The sequence below is a fragment of the Campylobacter armoricus genome (genome assembly GCF_013372105.1).
GTDB classification, from domain to species: Bacteria; Campylobacterota; Campylobacteria; order Campylobacterales; family Campylobacteraceae; genus Campylobacter_D; species Campylobacter_D armoricus.
In genome coordinates this window covers 24,610-39,705 of the sequence record NZ_CP053825.1, presented here as the reverse complement: position 1 = coordinate 39,705, position 15,096 = coordinate 24,610, and the positions used below count along the sequence as shown (strand labels likewise).

The 15,096-nt window shown below is 31.2% G+C and carries 27 protein-coding genes and 1 tRNA gene; 2 read left to right on the top strand and 26 right to left on the bottom strand.

The window, feature by feature from the left end:
* Window positions 1-41: 41 nt before the first annotated feature.
* From CARM_RS00260 to rpsJ, 23 genes are all read right to left on the bottom strand, one after another.
* On the bottom strand, window positions 42-1,073 hold the full coding sequence (locus tag CARM_RS00260; RefSeq protein ID WP_268904554.1) for a type II asparaginase: 1,032 nt from the start codon (window positions 1,071-1,073) through the stop codon (window positions 42-44).
* Window positions 1,074-1,184: 111 nt separating this feature from the next.
* Complete coding sequence (gene murI / locus CARM_RS00255; protein ID WP_139426361.1) at window positions 1,185-1,925, bottom strand: glutamate racemase; 741 nt, start codon at window positions 1,923-1,925, stop codon at window positions 1,185-1,187.
* 45 nt (window positions 1,926-1,970) lie between these two features.
* Window positions 1,971-3,233, bottom strand: coding sequence for a preprotein translocase subunit SecY (gene secY, locus CARM_RS00250; RefSeq protein ID WP_139426363.1), 1,263 nt, complete (start codon window positions 3,231-3,233; stop codon window positions 1,971-1,973).
* On the bottom strand, window positions 3,233-3,625 hold the full coding sequence (gene rplO, locus CARM_RS00245; protein WP_139426365.1) for a 50S ribosomal protein L15: 393 nt from the start codon (window positions 3,623-3,625) through the stop codon (window positions 3,233-3,235). The genes secY and rplO overlap by 1 nt, the downstream gene beginning before the upstream one ends.
* Window positions 3,626-3,629: 4 nt before the next feature.
* Entirely contained in the window at window positions 3,630-4,073 is a 444-nt protein-coding gene (gene rpsE / locus CARM_RS00240; protein WP_039617161.1) for a 30S ribosomal protein S5, read from the bottom strand.
* Window positions 4,074-4,089: 16 nt separating this feature from the next.
* The gene (gene rplR / locus CARM_RS00235) at window positions 4,090-4,446 is read right to left on the bottom strand and encodes a 50S ribosomal protein L18 (RefSeq protein WP_139426367.1); all 357 of its coding nucleotides are present in this window, start codon (window positions 4,444-4,446) and stop codon (window positions 4,090-4,092) included.
* 9 nt (window positions 4,447-4,455) lie between these two features.
* Window positions 4,456-4,992, bottom strand: a complete 537-nt coding sequence (rplF, locus tag CARM_RS00230) for a 50S ribosomal protein L6 (RefSeq protein ID WP_139426369.1) — start codon at window positions 4,990-4,992, stop codon at window positions 4,456-4,458.
* Window positions 4,993-5,070: 78 nt separating this feature from the next.
* On the bottom strand, window positions 5,071-5,466 hold the full coding sequence (gene rpsH / locus CARM_RS00225) for a 30S ribosomal protein S8 (RefSeq protein ID WP_139426371.1): 396 nt from the start codon (window positions 5,464-5,466) through the stop codon (window positions 5,071-5,073).
* Window positions 5,467-5,478: 12 nt separating this feature from the next.
* Window positions 5,479-5,664, bottom strand: a complete 186-nt coding sequence (locus CARM_RS00220; RefSeq protein ID WP_012660824.1) for a type Z 30S ribosomal protein S14 — start codon at window positions 5,662-5,664, stop codon at window positions 5,479-5,481.
* 1 nt (window position 5,665) lies between these two features.
* Window positions 5,666-6,211 (bottom strand): 50S ribosomal protein L5, encoded by a 546-nt coding sequence (gene rplE / locus CARM_RS00215; protein ID WP_139426373.1) that lies wholly within the window; start codon window positions 6,209-6,211, stop codon window positions 5,666-5,668.
* 1 nt (window position 6,212) lies between these two features.
* A complete protein-coding gene (rplX, locus tag CARM_RS00210) occupies window positions 6,213-6,440 on the bottom strand; it encodes a 50S ribosomal protein L24 (RefSeq protein WP_139426375.1) in 228 nt (75 codons plus the stop codon).
* Window positions 6,440-6,808: a 50S ribosomal protein L14 gene (gene rplN, locus CARM_RS00205; protein WP_012660821.1), complete on the bottom strand. Its 369-nt coding sequence runs from the start codon at window positions 6,806-6,808 to the stop codon at window positions 6,440-6,442. Before rplN ends, rplX begins: the two co-directional genes overlap by 1 nt.
* Window positions 6,808-7,059 (bottom strand): 30S ribosomal protein S17, encoded by a 252-nt coding sequence (gene rpsQ / locus CARM_RS00200; RefSeq protein ID WP_039617148.1) that lies wholly within the window; start codon window positions 7,057-7,059, stop codon window positions 6,808-6,810. Before rpsQ ends, rplN begins: the two co-directional genes overlap by 1 nt.
* A 9-nt stretch (window positions 7,060-7,068) precedes the next feature.
* The gene (gene rpmC / locus CARM_RS00195; RefSeq protein WP_012660819.1) at window positions 7,069-7,254 is read right to left on the bottom strand and encodes a 50S ribosomal protein L29; all 186 of its coding nucleotides are present in this window, start codon (window positions 7,252-7,254) and stop codon (window positions 7,069-7,071) included.
* Entirely contained in the window at window positions 7,241-7,666 is a 426-nt protein-coding gene (gene rplP / locus CARM_RS00190; protein WP_039666381.1) for a 50S ribosomal protein L16, read from the bottom strand. Before rplP ends, rpmC begins: the two co-directional genes overlap by 14 nt.
* Window positions 7,667-7,668: 2 nt before the next feature.
* Window positions 7,669-8,370, bottom strand: coding sequence for a 30S ribosomal protein S3 (gene rpsC, locus CARM_RS00185; RefSeq protein ID WP_139426377.1), 702 nt, complete (start codon window positions 8,368-8,370; stop codon window positions 7,669-7,671).
* A gap of 1 nt (window position 8,371) precedes the next feature.
* Window positions 8,372-8,746, bottom strand: a complete 375-nt coding sequence (gene rplV, locus CARM_RS00180) for a 50S ribosomal protein L22 (protein WP_139426379.1) — start codon at window positions 8,744-8,746, stop codon at window positions 8,372-8,374.
* A 9-nt stretch (window positions 8,747-8,755) separates the two neighbouring features.
* Complete coding sequence (gene rpsS, locus CARM_RS00175) at window positions 8,756-9,037, bottom strand: 30S ribosomal protein S19 (RefSeq protein WP_039664929.1); 282 nt, start codon at window positions 9,035-9,037, stop codon at window positions 8,756-8,758.
* Window position 9,038: 1 nt separating this feature from the next.
* On the bottom strand, window positions 9,039-9,869 hold the full coding sequence (gene rplB / locus CARM_RS00170; RefSeq protein WP_039617141.1) for a 50S ribosomal protein L2: 831 nt from the start codon (window positions 9,867-9,869) through the stop codon (window positions 9,039-9,041).
* Window position 9,870: 1 nt separating this feature from the next.
* Window positions 9,871-10,152, bottom strand: a complete 282-nt coding sequence (locus CARM_RS00165) for a 50S ribosomal protein L23 (protein WP_039617139.1) — start codon at window positions 10,150-10,152, stop codon at window positions 9,871-9,873.
* A 1-nt stretch (window position 10,153) separates the two neighbouring features.
* Window positions 10,154-10,768, bottom strand: coding sequence for a 50S ribosomal protein L4 (rplD, locus tag CARM_RS00160; RefSeq protein WP_039617137.1), 615 nt, complete (start codon window positions 10,766-10,768; stop codon window positions 10,154-10,156).
* On the bottom strand, window positions 10,765-11,340 hold the full coding sequence (rplC, locus tag CARM_RS00155) for a 50S ribosomal protein L3 (RefSeq protein WP_139426381.1): 576 nt from the start codon (window positions 11,338-11,340) through the stop codon (window positions 10,765-10,767). The genes rplD and rplC overlap by 4 nt, the downstream gene beginning before the upstream one ends.
* Window positions 11,341-11,349: 9 nt before the next feature.
* Window positions 11,350-11,661 carry a 30S ribosomal protein S10 gene (rpsJ, locus tag CARM_RS00150; RefSeq protein WP_012660810.1) on the bottom strand — a complete coding sequence of 104 codons (312 nt, stop codon included), beginning with the start codon at window positions 11,659-11,661 and terminating at the stop codon, window positions 11,350-11,352.
* A gap of 224 nt (window positions 11,662-11,885) precedes the next feature.
* Here rpsJ and CARM_RS00145 point away from each other — a divergent pair.
* Both CARM_RS00145 and CARM_RS00140 read left to right on the top strand, forming a co-directional pair.
* A tRNA-Ala gene (locus CARM_RS00145) sits at window positions 11,886-11,961 on the top strand.
* Between the two features lie 16 nt (window positions 11,962-11,977).
* Window positions 11,978-13,039 (top strand): ATP-binding protein, encoded by a 1,062-nt coding sequence (locus CARM_RS00140; protein WP_139426383.1) that lies wholly within the window; start codon window positions 11,978-11,980, stop codon window positions 13,037-13,039.
* Here the strand turns inward: CARM_RS00140 and CARM_RS00135 are convergent.
* From CARM_RS00135 to coaE, 3 genes are read right to left on the bottom strand one after another with little or no spacing between them, the layout of a single operon-like run.
* A complete protein-coding gene (locus tag CARM_RS00135; RefSeq protein ID WP_139426385.1) occupies window positions 13,036-13,743 on the bottom strand; it encodes a glucosaminidase domain-containing protein in 708 nt (235 codons plus the stop codon). The two genes, CARM_RS00140 and CARM_RS00135, sit on opposite strands and share 4 nt — an antisense overlap.
* A complete protein-coding gene (gene dapF / locus CARM_RS00130) occupies window positions 13,718-14,467 on the bottom strand; it encodes a diaminopimelate epimerase (protein WP_139426387.1) in 750 nt (249 codons plus the stop codon). Before dapF ends, CARM_RS00135 begins: the two co-directional genes overlap by 26 nt.
* Window positions 14,454-15,056, bottom strand: a complete 603-nt coding sequence (coaE, locus tag CARM_RS00125) for a dephospho-CoA kinase (protein WP_139426389.1) — start codon at window positions 15,054-15,056, stop codon at window positions 14,454-14,456. Before coaE ends, dapF begins: the two co-directional genes overlap by 14 nt.
* Between the last annotated feature and the right edge of the window lie 40 nt (window positions 15,057-15,096).

Here is a 15,096-nt window from a genome sequence, read left to right as displayed (position 1 = left end):
ATACCCAAATGGTATTTTATCACATTTGGGTATTTAAGATTTTAATATTTTAAGAAATATTCTTGGATTTTTTTAGGATCATTTGTTTTAGTTAAAGCAAGCATTAATAATACTCTAGCTTTTTGAGGACTCATATCGCCTGTATCAATAAAACCAAGTTTTGCATCAGTATCACTCACCGCAACTCTACCTGCAACCACACGAGAGCTTACCGCTACATTAAGACCTTTTTTAAGTAATTCTTTTAATACATCTTTTTGATAATCATGAATACTACCAGCACCTGTTCCAGCTACTACTATACCTTTAGTTCCATTTTCAAACAAAGCTTTTGCTGCAACTCCGCTACCATCATTTGCATAACTATAAAGAATATCTACTTTTGGTAATTCTTTTAATTTGCTTACATCAAATGGAGATTTTTTAGTATGTAATTTTGTATTAGTATTATAGAAAAATACTTTTCCATCTACTATATAACCCATATCTCCCATATCAGGCGAACTAAATGCATTTACATTTAAACTATGAGTTTTTACTACACCTCTAGCACTTTGAATTCTATCATTCATAGCAACCATTACACCTTTATTTTTTGCTTGCGGATTTGCTGCTAGAGCTACTGCATTGTAAAGATTTTTAGGACCATCTGCACTAATAGCGGTTGATGGACGCATTGCACCTACTAAAACAACAGGCTTATCACTTTTCACGGTTAAATTTAAAAAATATGCAGTTTCTTCCATAGTATCAGTTCCATGAGTAATTACAACTCCATCTACATCAGATTTTAAAAGCCTATTAACTTCTTTAGCAAGTTTTAGCCAAATTTCATTTGTCATATCCTTGCTATCAATATTTGCGATTTGATCTCCACTAATTACTGCCAAATCTTGAATTTGAGGCACTGCTTTAATCAAAGTATCAACTCCTAAAACTCCTGCTGTGTAACCAGTAGTAGCAATAGAACTATCAATAGAACCAGCAATGGTTCCACCTGTAGCTAAAATCGCAACTTTTGGTTTTGCTTCCAAAATTCCTGCTCCTAAACTTAGTGCCATAGCTGCACACATTAACATTTTTTTCATATTAGTCCTTTCATTGGAAATGATAAAGATTATAATGCAACTATGTTTAAATAAAAATAAATTATTAATAATTTACAAAATTAGTAAATATTTAGTTTAAAGCCATAATTTTGCAATTTTTTTTAAATTTTTTACATCACTCGATGCATAAAATTTTACACTAGCTTCTTCTTGGATTGACATTAATTTAAATTCTTGCTGCAATTGCAAAGCTATAGCTTCACCTGAATGAATTAATTTTGTATTTTCTCCAAAATATTCTCCTAAAGAGTCTGCAATTAAAGGGAAATGCGTACAAGCTAAAATTAAAGCATCAGGGTTAAAATCAAGATCGTTAAAATAATACTCAAAAGCAGAATTTAAAAAAGATCCTTTAAATATACCTTCCTCAACCATAGGTACAAATAATCCTGTTGCTTTTTCTTCTACTTGTAAAAAATCTTCTTTTAATAAGGCTTGTTTATAAGCATGGGAATCAACCGTAGCTTTTGTAGCAATAACCAAAATTTTAGAGTTTTTATTTTTTAAAGTATTTTTTACAGCTAAAACTCCTGCTTCTATAACCCCAAGGACAGGAAAAGGTGCTTGTTTTTTTAAAATTTCTAAAGCATATGCACTAACTGTATTGCATGCTATAATAAGCATATCTACTTTTTTTTCTTTGAAAAAATCTAAAGCTTCTAGGGAAAATTTTATAATAGTCTCTTTATCCTTAACCCCATAAGGAACCCTTGCAGTATCCCCATAATAAATATATTCTTTAAAAAGCTTTGCATGAAGTAAAGATTTTAAAACACTAAGCCCACCTACACCGCTATCAAAAACGCCTAGTCTCATTTAAAATCCTTTTATCAAAAGGAAGAAAGTAGAAAATCTACTTTCTTATAAACCTACTGCACTTAAAGTTTGGTATTTGTTCATATAAATTTGAGCTTCGATTTTTCTCATTGTATCAAGTGCTACTTGAACTACAATCAAAACAGAAGTTCCACCAAAATAAAAAGGCACACCAAACATTTTAACAATAAGCCATGGTAATGTAGCCACAAGCCCTAAATAAATCGAGCCTGAAAGAGTAAGTCTTGACGCTACTTCATTAAGATAATTTGCAGTTCCCTCACCTGGTCTAATACCAGGTATAAAACCACCTTGTCTTTTTAAATTTTCGGCTATATCTTTTGCATTAAATACAATTGATGCATAAAAATACGCAAAGAAAATAACAAGTAAAAAAGTTAAAAGATGAAAGAAAAACCCATTTGGATTTAAAAAATCATAAATTTTTAACACATACTCATTTGTACTTGTTTGCAAAATAGTACTTGGAAACATCAAAATAGCACTTGCAAAAATAGGAGGAATTACTCCGCTTAAATTAATCTTAATAGGTATGTAATTCATAATACGCTTATTTTGATTTTGCATAATTACTTTTCTTGAATAAGAAATAGGAATTCTTCTTTCTCCAAGCTCTACCACTATAATAGCCCAAATAGTAAGTAAAATTACAACTAAAATGGCAATGATAGTCAAGAAATTCATCTCACCTGTATTTACCAAATTTACTGTTCCACTTATCGCACTCGGAATTGTAGAAACAATACCACCAAAAATAATTAACGAAATACCATTTCCTATACCGCGTTGAGTGATTTGCTCACCTATCCACATTAAAAGCATAGTTCCAGCAAGCATAGAAACAGCAGAAAGTGCAATAAAAGTATTCATATCAATCATAATTGCAGATTGTCCAGCTTTTCCATGAAGACTTTGTAATCCTATAGAAACGCCTATACTTTGTATCAAAGTAATTACTATAGTAGCATAACGAATGATTTGCATATATTTTTGCATACCATCGCGTTCTTTTTTCATTTTGCCTATATTAGGAAAAGTTGCCGCTAAAAGCTCCATAATAATCGAAGCAGTAATATAAGGCATAATGCCTAGAGAGATGATACTGAGTCTTTCAGCAGCACCTCCACTAAACATATTAAACAAGCCTAATGCATTAGATGCATTAGAATCAAAAAATTCCTTGATAACACTGACATTAACCCCCGGAACTGGAACATAAGCTAATATTCTATAAGCAAATAAAAAAGCTAATGTGATGAGAATTTTATTTGTCAATGTTTTATTCATTATTTTTGTCCGCTAAAAGTAATCTTCTCATCTTTAATTTTACTAGCAAGATTTTTAGCACTTGCCCCAATGAGCTTAATTTTATTTATATTTTTTGAAAGCTTATGAACACTATTGATAGTTTCAAATGTAATCTCACTAAGCTCTTTGATAGCTGTGATTTTTTCAACATTAATCACATAAGGTTTTTCAAATTTAGAAGTAAAACCTACTTTTGGTAATCTTCTTTGAAGCGGTTGCTGACCTCCTTCAAAACCTCTTTTTTCATTATAACCTTTTCTAGCAGTTTGTCCTTTTCCACCTTTAGTAGAAGTTTTACCCATACCACTACCTTGACCACGACCTATTCTTTTAGTCTTGTGTGTTGAACCTGGTGCTTTTGTTAAATTCATATTCTTATCCTTTAAGCATTGTAAGTGCTTTGATAGTAGCACGCACAACATTTGCTGAATTATTTGAACCTAAAGATTTAGTTAAAATATCTTTAATACCTGCAAGCTCTACTATAGGACGCGTTGAACCACCTGCGATAACTCCAGTACCTTCACTTGCTGGTTTAAGTAAAATTCTACTTGCATTATATTTTACTTCCACATCATGAGGTATAGTTGAACCTTTTGTTTTAACTTCAACGATATTTTTAAAAGCATCATCAACTGCTTTTCTTATAGCATCTGGAACTTCTTTAGCTTTTCCATATCCTACACCAACTAAACCTTTTCTATTTCCAACAATAACTAAAGCAGTAAATCTAAATCTTCTACCACCTTTTACAACCTTAGTAACCCTGCCGATATCGACGATTACTTCTTCAAATTCTTCTCTATTATATTTTTCCATCGATCTTCCTTTTGGGTTATAGTTTGATTCCATTTTCTCTAAGTGCTTGCGCTAAAGTCGCAATCACACCATGGTATAAATAACCATTTCTATCAAACACTGCTTCTTCTATATTTTTAGCTTTTAAAACTTTTGCAAATTCAGCTGCTATTTTTTTAGCACCTTCTTTATTTGCTTTAACACCAATTTTTCTTCCATCAACTGCTGCTAAAGTTACCGCTTTAACATCATCGATAGCTTGGATATATAAAGTTCTATTTGATTTAAAAACAGAAACTCTTGGAAGAGCTTGTGTTCCTGAAATTTTTGCTCTAATTCTTTTTTTTCTTTTTATTCTTAAAGATATTTTTCTTTTTAATACATTTGCTCTCATATTCTATCCTTACTTCTTAGATGTTTTACCAGCTTTGCGGATAATACGCTCTGTAGAATATTTAACACCTTTTCCTTTATAAGGTTCAGGTGGTCTAAATTCACGAATTTGAGCAGCAACTTGACCTACAACTTGTTTATCACTACCTTTAATAATGATATTATTTTTATCAACAACTATTTCTATACCTTCTGGAATAGCATAGTTGATAGGATGAGAAAAACCTAAAGCAAGTTCAAGAACTTTACCTTTTAGTGCAGCTTTATAACCAACACCATTGATTTCTAAAGTTTTACTAAAACCTTCAGTTAAACCGATAACAATATTTTGAGTTAAAGCTCTATATGTTCCCCAATAAGCTCTACTTTGTCTATCTTCACCTTTAGGAGAAAAAAGAATTTGTCCTTCTTTAATCTCAACATTAACATTTGCTTTTGTATCAAGCTCTTTTGCTAAATTTCCTTTTTTAAATTTTAGCAAATTACCTTCTAATTTTACTTCTACTCCATTTGGAATAGCAACTGGTTGTTTACCTATACGAGACATTCATTTTTCCTTTTTATTTGTCTACGATATGACTACTTTATAAGAATGGATACCGAATACCATAAAAAGTAGAAACTCTTACCAAATGGTACATAAAACTTCGCCACCAACTCCTGCTTTATAAGCTTCATCGTTGGCCAAAACACCTTTTGAAGTGCTTACCACAATAGTACCATAACCATTTTTAAATCTTTTGATCTCTTCTTTACCTTTATAAACACGACGACCAGGCTTAGAAATGCGCTTAACTTCGTTAATCACACTTTTACCTTTTTCATCATATTTTAAAACTACATTGATGAATTTCTTTTTATTTTCTTCAATAACATTAAAACTCTCAATATAGCCTTTAGTTTGGAAAATTCCAAGCAAAGCTTCGATAACTTTAGAATGCAAAAGTTGAGTAGTTTCTAGCCTTCTCATTCCTGCATTTCTAATTCTTGTTAGTGAATCTGAAATTAAATCATTTATCATGGTTCTTTCCTCTTACCAACTTGCTTTTTTAAGACCAGGAATTAAACCTTCATTTGCCATTTTTCTAAGACAAACTCTACAAATTCCAAAATCTCTATAAACTGAATGTGGTCTTCCACAAATTTGGCATCTAGTATACCCTCTAACACTAAATTTAGGTTTGCGGGCAGCTTTTGCAATCATTGATTTTTTAGCCATATTACTTTCCTTTTGCAAATGGCACACCAAATAATTCTAATAATTTTTGTGCCTCTTTATCTGATTTTGCTGTTGTTACGATAGAAATGTTCATACCATGAGTTCTTAAAATTTTATCATATTCAACTTCTGGGAACATTAACTGCTCATCTAAACCGAAATTATAATTTCCTCTTCCATCAAATCCATCTTTTGGAAGACCTCTAAAATCTTTAACTCTTGGTAAAGCTATGGTTATAAGTTTATCTAAGAAAGCATACATATTGTTTTTTCTTAAAGTTACCATAACTCCAACCGGAAAGCCTTCTCTTACTTTAAAACCAGCAACTGATTTTTTAGCTTTTGTAATAACTGCTTTTTGTCCAGCAATTAAAGAAATAGTATCTGCAACATTTTGCAATACTTTTTGATCTTTAGCCATTTCACCAGCTCCAACACTTATAACAACTTTTTCTATAAAAGGTATAAGCATAGGATTTTTAATATCAAATTCTTTTACTAAAGCAGCTTTGATGCTTTGATCGTATTTTTCTTTCAATCTCATCATCTTATTCTCCTGCCTTTGCTACATTTGAAACATCCATTGGCATTTCTTTATTGATAAAACCACCATTTGGATTTTTATCACTTGGCTTAACAGCTTTTTTAGCAATTTTACAACCCTCAACAATTACTTTATTTGTTTTAGGAAATACTGCTAAAACTTTACCTGTTTTACCTTTGTCATCACCTGCGATAACTTTTACCATATCATTCTTTTTAATTTTTAATTTCATTACAACACCTCCGGTGCTAGTGAAACAATTTTCATAAAGCCACCATATCTTACTTCACGACCTACTGGTCCAAAAATACGCGTTCCGATAGGCTCTCTTTTAGCATCAAGAATAACTGCTGCATTTTCATCAAAACGAATCAAAGAACCATTATCTCTATGAATTTCTTTTTTAGTTCTAACAATAACCGCTTTTACTACTTGACCTTTTTTTACTTTACCATTTGGTAAAGCTTTTTTTACAGATGCAACAATTACATCACCTACGGTAGCATATCTTCTTTTACTACCACCTAAAACCTTAATACACATTAATTCTTTTGCACCGCTATTATCAGCAACTGCAAGCCTAGTAAAACTTTGAATCATTACTCAACTCCTGCTGATACTATAGTTTTTAAACGAAATGATTTTCTCTTAGAAAGTGGTCTGCATTCAATAGCAACTACAGTATTTCCCACTTTAAGTTCATTTCTTTCATCATGAATTAAATATTTTTTAAAGCGTTTTACGATTTTTCTATATTTTGGGTGAACCACTTTTCTTTCAACCAAAATGGTTGCTGTTTTATCTCCAGCAATTTGAACAACAACGCCTTGAATTTCTCTTTTGAATGCCATTTTCTATCCTTATTTTAAAGCACTAATTGCAGTATTGATTCTAGCAATGTCTTTTTTAACTTCGCTAATTTCTTTAGGATTAGTTAGCTGCATTGTTTTTAGCTTTTGTCTTAAAGTAAATAAAAGCACCTTTTTTTCTTTTAGCATTGTTGCAAGCTCACCTGCTGTTTTATCTTTAATCTCAGTATATTTCATTTTGGCTCTCTCTTGTAACAAACTTAGTTTTAAATGGCAATTTATGCATAGCTAAAGTTAAAGCTTGTCTTGCCATCTCTTCATTAACCCCTGCCATTTCATAAATAATACGACCTGGTTTAATATTCATTACCCATTCTTCAACTGCACCTTTACCTTTACCCATACGAGTTTCTAAAGGTTTTTTGGTTAAAGGTTTATCAGGGAAAACTCTAATCCAAGTTTTACCTTGTCTTTTTACAAAACGAGTTAAAGCAATACGAGCTGCTTCGATTTGACGAGAGTTAATACGACCAGCTTCAGTTGCTTTTAAAGCAAATTCACCAAAAGTAAATTCAGTTCCTCTGTTGGCATAACCTCTATTACGCCCTTTCATCATTTTACGATATTTTGTTCTTTTTGGCATTAACATGATTATTTACCTCTTCTTGCTCTTCTAGTTTTTTTAGCTGGAGCGTTTTCTTCGGTTTTTTCAGGTTGAACACCTTTTTGTAAAACTTCACCTTTGAAGATCCACACTTTAATACCTATATTTCCATAAGTAGTATGAGCTTCAGCAAAACCATAATCGATTTTTGCTCTTAAAGTATGAAGTGGAACACGACCTTCTAGATACCATTCTGTTCTTGCCATTTCAGCACCACCTAAACGGCCTGAAACTGAAACTTTAATCCCTTTAGCACCTGCTTTTTGCGCCCCTTGAATTACTTTTTTCATTGCTCTTCTAAAAGCAATTCTTTTTTCAAGTTGAGTAGCAACACTTTCAGCTGCAAGTTGAGCTGAAGCACCTGCTTTTCTTTCTTCTTTGATGTTGATATTAATTTCTTTTTTAATTAAATCTTGAAGTTCTTTTCTTAGAACATCAACATCACTACCTTTTTTACCAATAATAATTCCCGGTCTTGCAGCTACAACAGTAACACGAAGTTTTTTAGCTGTTCTTTCTACAAGAATTTGGCTAATTCCAGCATAATAAAGTTTTCTTTTTAAGAAAGTTCTGATTTTATAATCTTCACCAATATTTTCTGCTAAATTAGCTTTTGTAGGAAACCATCTTGATTCCCAGTTTCTATTAATTCCTAGTCTTAAACCAATCGGATTTACTTTTTGTCCCATATTAGCTTTCCTTTTTCACTGATGCTTTTTTAGCTTTTGTAGTTTTTTCAGCACTTGCTTCTACTTTACTAACTTCTACCAAAATGTGTGAAGTTGGCTTTCTAATACGACTAGCACTTCCCCTAGCTCTTGGTCTAAATCTTTTTAAAACCGCACCAGCATCAATACGACAACTTGAAACAACAACTTCATTTGCTTCAAATCCGCCATTTGCCACAGCACTTGAAATAGCATTTGCTATAAATTTAGCGCCTTTGTTTGGCATAAATTTTAAACTAGCTAATGCAAGCTCTGCATTCATACCTTGAACTTCCCTAGCAATCAATCTCGCTTTAGTTGGAGATAATCTTATGAATTTAATTAATGCTCTACTCATAAATCTCCCTTACTTACCTATTTTTTTCTGAACAGAGCCTTTATGACCCTTAAATGTTCTAGTAGGTGCAAATTCACCTAATTTATAACCTATATGATTTTCAGTAATATATACTGGGATAAAGCTTTTTCCATTATGAACATTAAAAGTTAAACCTATCATATCAGGTATAATAGTGCTGCGTCTTGACCAAGTTTTAATTGGCTTACCATCGTTAGCTTTTTTAGCAGCGATGACTTTTTTCATTACATGGTCATCAACAAAAGGACCTTTTTTTAGTGACCTAGCCATCTTACTTTCCTTTTCTTCTTGAAATTATTAGCTTATCGCTAGCTTTTTTACGGCGAGTTTTAGCACCTTTAGTTGGTTTACCCCATGGAGTAACTGGATGACGGCCTGAATTTTTCTTACCTTCACCCCCACCGTGCGGGTGATCAACTGGGTTCATCGCAGAACCTCTTGTTTGAGGACGAATACCTCTATGGCGATTTCTGCCAGCTTTACCAATAGTCACATTTGACCATTCTTCATTACCAACTTCACCGATACTTGCCATACATTCAGCTAAAACTTGTCTCATTTCACCACTTGCAAGTCTTAAAATAACATACTTTTCTTCTTTACCCATTAATTGAGCATAAGCACCTGCTGAACGGATCATTTGACCGCCTTTACCTGGCTTTAACTCGATATTGTGTACGATAGTACCCACTGGGATGTTTCTTAATTTCATTGCATTACCTGGTTTAATGTCAAGTCCGCTTTCAGCAGCACAAACAACATCACCAACACTTAAACCTTTTGGTTGTAAGATGTATCTTTTTTCACCATCTCTATAAGAGATTAATGCAATACGACAATTTCTGTATGGATCGTACTCGATTGCTTCAACTTTACCTTCAATACCAAATTTTCTTCTTTTAAAATCTATAATTCTGTAAAGTTTTTTAGCACCTGCTTCTTTATGACGGCTTGTGATTCTACCATTATTGTTACGACCTGCATGAGCTGGAAGTTTTACAAGTAATGAACGCACACTAGCTTTTGCTGTGATATCATCAGAGCTTACACCTGTGATGTATCTTCTACTTGGAGTATATGGTTTATAAGTTTTAATTGCCATCTTATGCCTCCGAACTTTCTAAGCTCACACCTTCTGGTAGCTTAACATAGAATTTTTTAAAGCTATTTCTTTGACCTTCACGACCTCTAAAACGCTTTACTTTTCCATCCATTTTTAAAGAATTAATTCTTACTGGAGTTACACCAAAATATTCTCTTAAAACTTCTTTTAGACCATTTTTAGTCATTTTTGGAGAAGTTTGAATCACTACAACACCTTGCTCTTGAAGGTTTAAGCTTTTTTCAGTGTAAAGTATTGTTTTTATATCAGTAATATCTGCCATTTTAACCCTCTTTTACGATAGATTCAAGCGCTGCTTTTTCAATGATAACAGCATTAAATACAGATACTAAATAAGCATTTACTTCGCTAATATCAACTACATAGCAATTTGCTAAGTTTCTAAAAGCAAGAAGTGTTTTTTCATCTAGTAAATCTTTTACAATTAAAGCATCTTTTAAACCAAGCTTTTTAATAACTGCATTTGCATCTTTTGTTTTACCGCTTTCAATGCTTAAACTATCTACTGAGAATAATGCATTGTTTTGTGCTTTATCAGCCAATGCTCTTTCAAGCGCTAAGCGTTTTTGTTTTTTATTAACTTTTTGAAAATAGTTACGATTGTTTGTAGGACCAAATGCTACAGCACCACCAACCCAAACATTCGTTCTTGTTGAACCTGCTCTTGCACCACCACGACCTTTTTGTCTCCATGGTTTTTTACCACCACCGCTTACATCGCTTCTACCTTTAGTATGAGCTGTGTTTGCTCTAAGGCTAGCAAGATAAGATTTTACATATAAATAAAGGTTGTGAGGATTAACTTCTGCATATTTTGCTGGAAGATCGAGTTCACTAGCTTTTTCAAATTTATCATTTAAAACAGTTACTTTACTCATTTTGCAATCCTTATTTTACCCATAGCACCATTATGTCCTGGAACCGCACCTTTTACAACCAAAATTCCATTTTCTTCATCAAATGATACTACTTCATTTTTCACAGTAACTTTTACATTACCATAGTGTCCTGCCATTTTCATACCTGGTTGAACACGACCTGGCCATTCGCGGTTACCAATCGATCCGTGTCTTCTGTGGAATCTTGAACCATGACTTGCAGGACCACCAGCAAAACCATGTCTTTTAACAACACCACTATAACCTCTACCTTTAGAATTAAAACTTACTTTTAAAATTGAAGCTTCTTTTAAAGGATTAAGATCAATATCACCTGCTTGTGTATTTGCTACTTCTAAAGAAGCAAATCTATTAAATTCTGCTGAAAGATTGTATTTTTTTTGCTGACCAGCAATACATTTATTATTTGTTTTGCCTTTTACATAAGCAACTAAAGCTTTCCCATTTTCTACTTCACATACTTTAGTTTGAACAAGTTTAAGTAAGGTTACAGGAATGCTTGGTGTGCTAATTGTTCTACTCATACCAATTTTTTCTACAATGTATTCCATATTCTATCCTTATTTACCCATAGCTCTTACTTCAACATTGACTTCAGGAGCCAAGTCAAGCTTAGTGAGTGAATCTACTGTATCTGGAGTAGCTGCTACTATATCAAGCATACGAGCATGAATTCTCATCTCAAATTGTTCGCGTGAATCTTTGTTGATATGTGGAGATTTCAAAACTGTATATCTTTTGATTTTTGTAGGCATCGGCACTGGACCTCTAATGTCAGCACCTGTTCTTTTAACAGCTTCTACAATTGCTGCAACTGTGCGATCTAGAACTCTGTGGTCATAAGCTTTTAGCTTAAGCCTGATTCTTTCCATATTTTTTCCTTTGTAAAGAACTCGTTAGATACAAAAATCTAACCACCATATAAAATGATGTTGAGATTATATAAAAAGAGCTTTTGATATGTCAAGATTTTTATATATTTTTTTAAATTATTTTCCTTTTTAAAAGGATAAAATTAAGTTTTATTATATTTGTTTATATTTTTTATATATTAAGAAAATCTAAGAAAAAATATAGTATTATTTCAAAAATTTAAGGGGCATTAGCTCAGCTGGGAGAGCACAACGCTGGCAGCGTTGGGGTCAGCGGTTCGAACCCGCTATGCTCCACCAAATACTAAAGAAAATTATGAAATCTCTACAATTTTTTTATGATAATTATCCAAAAATTCAAAAATTTAATGAAAGAAAACTTCAAATTCAAACTCATAAAAACATCATTATAAAAGGTGGTTTTGCAAGTGGTAAAAAAAATTTTATTTTAAATTTTTTATCTTTATATAAAAGTGAAAATATTCTTTTTATTGATTGTGATGATTTAAGATTTAACATTAATGACTTAACTTATTTAAATTCTTTTTTAACTTACAATCTACAAATTAAATTTCTAATACTTTGTAATTTTAACTATGGATTTGATTTTAATAGTTTAAAACATTTAAATTTACAAATCATACTAAGTACATATAATTCGAATTTACATTTAGATCATTTTGAAGAAATTCATCTTGATTATTTAGATTTTGAAGAATTTTTGAGCTTAAATAAAAAATACATAGATACTAAAACCATGATGAGTTATTTTTTACATATGGGTCGTAATATTATCTTAAATCACAATTTAAACACGGGTTCATCTTATCTAAAAAGCTTTTATAGCTCCTTAGAACTTAATATACTCAAACAAATCTCCCTAGAGCTAGGAAATGAATTTAGCGTTAATGAATTATTTAAAATTTTAAAAAAAACCATCAAAATTTCTAAAGATACTTTATATAAAAGTATAGAAAATTTAGAAGCAAACTATACTTTGTATTTTGTAAAAAATTATGAAAAAAATCTAAAAAAAGTGTATTTTTGGGATTTTTCTTTGAAGAATTCTCTTAGTGTGCAAAAGGATTTTAGTGCTTTATTTGAAAATTTGGTTTTAAGTGAGCTGTTTAAATTCAAGCAAGAAATTTTTTACACTAAGCATTTTGATTTTTACTTACCGAGCTTTAAAAATGCATTTTTATGCTCACCTTTCAAAGATAAAGACTTGCTAACATTAAAAGTAAAAAAAATTCTTAGCAAAAATCAGCTTCCACTTTCAACCATTTACATCATCACACTTTCACAAAGAGATGAATTTTTTATAGAAGGAATTCGCGTGATGATTTTACCTTTTGATGAATGGGCTTTAGGAAATTAATCTAATTTATCAAGCTCATGTTGATTGATAATAGAAATAATAAGTTTAGTGTAATTACTTTTAATTTCTGAATATTTTTCTAAATGATTTGCCGCTTCTTTACCATCAAGTTTTTCATTTTGACTTATAGTATCCCATCTCCAAATTCTAAATTCTTTATAAGCATCATGGCGGTTTAGATTAAGCACATAAGAATCTACACTTTCTTGCAAAGTATCAAATATACGAATTTTATGGGTTTTACCTTCACTTCTTTCTTTAGGAATTAAACCTTTTTCACCCCAAGTCCATTCACCAAACAAATTATTTGCCTCTTTTGCAAAGCGGCTTGTACCAGTTGCACTTTCTATAATAGCTTGAGCTATGGCTAAAGATTTTGGAACTTTTTGAATGCGTGTTTGATATTCTTTTAAATCATATAAATTTTTAATGCGATATTTTTCTTTTAAAAACCATAATTTTTCCATAGCCTTAGAATTTAAATTTCTAAAATTCTTTTTTATAGCTTCCTTGAAAAAAGACTCTACGAATTTCCTTTCTGCTTCTACCTCTTTAAAGGAGATATCTAGTAAAGAGTTGATTTTTTGTATGAAAACTTCGCGTTTTTCTTTTATACTTAAAGCATAATAACTCTCATCAAAACCCGCTATAAAATCCGCTTTCACGAATAAAATACTACTAAGTAAAATTATAATCAGCTTCAAAACAGCACTTTACCTTTCCTCTAAAAAATATCTGTTCATCTTCTAATCTAAAATACAAATTTTCATTACTTTTTGGCTTAACCAAAATATCATTTTTTACTTTTTGCTTTAAATAAGCAAGATAAAAACAAGCTCCCATACCTGTTCCGCAAGCTAAAGTTTCATCTTCTACCCCACGCTCAAAAGTTCTAACTTTTATAAATTCATCATTTACTATTTTTACAAAATTAATATTTGCATTGTATCTTTTACGCATATATTTGCATAATTCTAAATCAAACTCATCTAAAGACTCTACAAAAGTAACCAAATGTGGAACTCCTGTATTACAACCTTGCCAAGTTCTGTTTTTATATTCAAAAGGCTCTTTAACATCTTTTACACTACTTAATTTAATTTCAACCATATCATCATCAACAAAAGATTTTATAAGCCCCGCACCTGTTAAAAAATTTAAATATTGCGATTTTTTAAGGTAATGGTGTGCAAAATGTGCCGCGGCCCTAGCTCCATTGCCACACATATTTGCCTTGCTTCCATCACAATTATAAAATTCCCATTCAAAATCAAATCTATTATGAGGCACTATAACTATAAGTCCATCAGCACCTATACCCTCATAACGATTACAAAGAATTTTAGCTATTTCACTGCGTTCTTTTTTTTCCTTATCTGCAAAAACCACAAAATCATTTCCACTTGCACAATACTTATAAAATTTCATCACACGCCTTTAGAGTGTATTTTAAAAACTTTAGCACATTTTTTTCAAATATTTCATAACTAGAATCATTTTTTATCACAAAATCAGCCTTTTTAAGCTTTTCTTCTATATCAAGTTGCAAATTTATCCTTTTTAATGCTTCATTTTTATCTAAACCATCTCTTTGCATAAGTCTTTGAAGTAAAAGTTCCTTTGGAGTATAAATCAAAATGCTTTTACCTAAATTTTGATAATGATTATTTTCAAAAAATAAAGGCAATTCTATAAAAAAAGCTTTATTTTTTTTCTCTAAAATTTGGGTATTTTGTAAAATTTTTTCTTTGATTTTAGGATGTAAAAAATCTTCTAACTTTTTTTTAGCGTTTAAATCATTAAATACAATAGCGCCAAGTTTTTTTCTATCTATCTTTCCTGCTATGATTAAATCATTATTATTAAAAAGCTTCACTATAGAATCTGCATTTTTATCCAAAAGCTCGTGAGCTATTGTGTCAGCACTTAAAGTATCAAAACCTAAATTTTGAACTATTTTTATAAAGCTTGACTTTCCACCTGCTATACTTGAAGTAATAAAATAAGCATCTTGCATAATTTAGCCTTAATTATTTTTAGTTAAAATACCTTTTAAA